1 protein-coding gene and 1 pseudogene are annotated in these 1,887 nt (G+C 59.4%); both read left to right on the forward strand.

Annotated elements, in window-relative coordinates:
• The first annotated feature begins 125 nt into the window (after nucleotides 1–125).
• Entirely contained in the window at nucleotides 126–350 is a 225-nt protein-coding gene (locus tag JJ869_RS23110) for a hypothetical protein (protein ID WP_292271272.1), read from the forward strand.
• Nucleotides 351–456: 106 nt separating this feature from the next.
• Nucleotides 457–1,749 (forward strand): annotated as a pseudogene (locus tag JJ869_RS23115) (polyketide synthase); the annotation flags it as partial.
• Nucleotides 1,750–1,887 lie beyond the last annotated feature (138 nt).

A 1,887-nucleotide genomic window follows, 5' to 3' on the forward strand; every position in this document is an offset into this window, starting at 1 on the left:
CTCAGGCGGGCAAGCAGGCGGCCGAATTCGGTCGGATCGAAGCGGGGCATGGCGGGTCTCCTCGGGCCTCGGAAGCCTCAGCATACCTCACTGGCACGTAAGAACAAAGAGCGAACCAACACGATTTGCTGACACCGCCTGGATGTCTCTATGTCGGGCTGCGGTTCGGGGCGCTTATTGGGCAGGGCATCGCAGGATTGGCCGCCTATCCGTTTGTTGTTTGGTTGGCCCGACATGCGCGGGCATGGGATCCGAAACATGATGTCGTCTATGCCGGCGTTGCTGCGGCGATCATCCTCTCGGCCCTGTGGTTCAATTTCGATGCGGTCGCCGAACTCGCGGCGCAATGATGCAGGATAGTGGTTTAACTAAAGGGTAGGGCTGCCATGCGGCTGCACGCCCAACTTTGATCATATTTATGTAATACTGACCGTAAGCTGGGAATAGGGTACGGCCATGACGAAAGAAACAACCGCGCCACACTGGGTCGCGGATGCAAACATCGCCATTGTCGGCATGTCGGCCCACCTGCCTGGGGCGGCATCGCTGGCGGAATACTGGCGAAACTTGCGGGACGGTGTATCGTCGATCCGCCGCTTGACCGATGACGAACTGACCGAGGCAGGTGTGCCGCCGGGCCTGTTGCGGCACCGTGATTACGTGCCTTTTGCGGCGCGGCTGGATCAATTCGACCATTTCGATGCAGAATTCTTTGGTCTGTCCCCCAAGGACGCCGCGATCATGGATCCGCAGCACCGCCAATTTCTGGAATGTGCATGGGAAGCCCTTGAGAACGCGGGGCACATGCCGGATCGCCACGACGGTCGTATTGGGGTGTTCGGCGGCTGTGGCATGGGAAGCTATTTCTACTTCAATCTGTGCTCCAACCCCGATCTGGTCGACAGCACTGGCATGTTTCTGTTGCGCCATACGGGCAACGACAAGGACTTTCTGACCACCCGTGTCAGCCACATCTTCGATCTGGACGGACCGTCTGTCAGCGTGCAGACGGCGTGTTCGACGTCATTGGTGGCGACGCATTATGCCTGCCAGTCGCTTCTCAATGGCGAATGCGACATCGCTCTGGCGGGTGGGGTAACCATCGAACTGCCGCAGGGTCAGGGGTATCTTTACAAGGAAAACGAAATCCTCTCGCCGGACGGCCAGTGCCATGCCTTCGACCATCGGGCGCAGGGCACGGTATTCGGCTCGGGCGCGGGGGTTGTGGTGTTGCGTCGCCTGTCTGATGCGCTGGCGGATGGCGACCATATCTGGGCGGTCATCAAGGGCAGCGCGGTCAACAATGACGGTGCGGCCAAGGCGGGCTATCTGGCACCCTCGGTGGAGGGGCAGGCTGACGCCATTGCAGAAGCACACGCCATCGCGGGCGTGACAGCCGACAGCATCGACTATGTCGAATGCCATGGCACAGGCACCTATCTTGGCGATCCGATTGAGGTGGCTGCCCTGACGCAGGCCTTTCACGCCACAAGCGACAAGGTCGGGCATTGCCGGATCGGATCGGTCAAGACGAATATCGGGCATCTTGATACCGCGGCCGGCGTGGCCAGCCTGATCAAGGCGTCGATGGCCTTGCATCATCATCAGATGCCGCCCAGCCTTGGGTTTGAAAAACCGAACCCGACCATTGATTTTGAATACTCGCCGTTCCGCGTCAACGACCGCCTCACAGATTGGCCCAAGGGCGATCACCCCCGCCGCGCCGGTGTGAACTCTTTGGGTGTCGGCTGTTGGATGTCACTGAGAACTGACCCAGCAACGATCAACATTGTCACTGAGAATTGACCCATGTGGAACCCTCCCCCTGACGGGATTTGTCGGGGGTCATTGGAGTGATCGACATGGATATTTTGAGCGTCATTCGAC

This window comes from Marivita sp., from assembly GCF_017643905.1.
GTDB lineage: Bacteria > Pseudomonadota > Alphaproteobacteria > Rhodobacterales > Rhodobacteraceae > Marivita.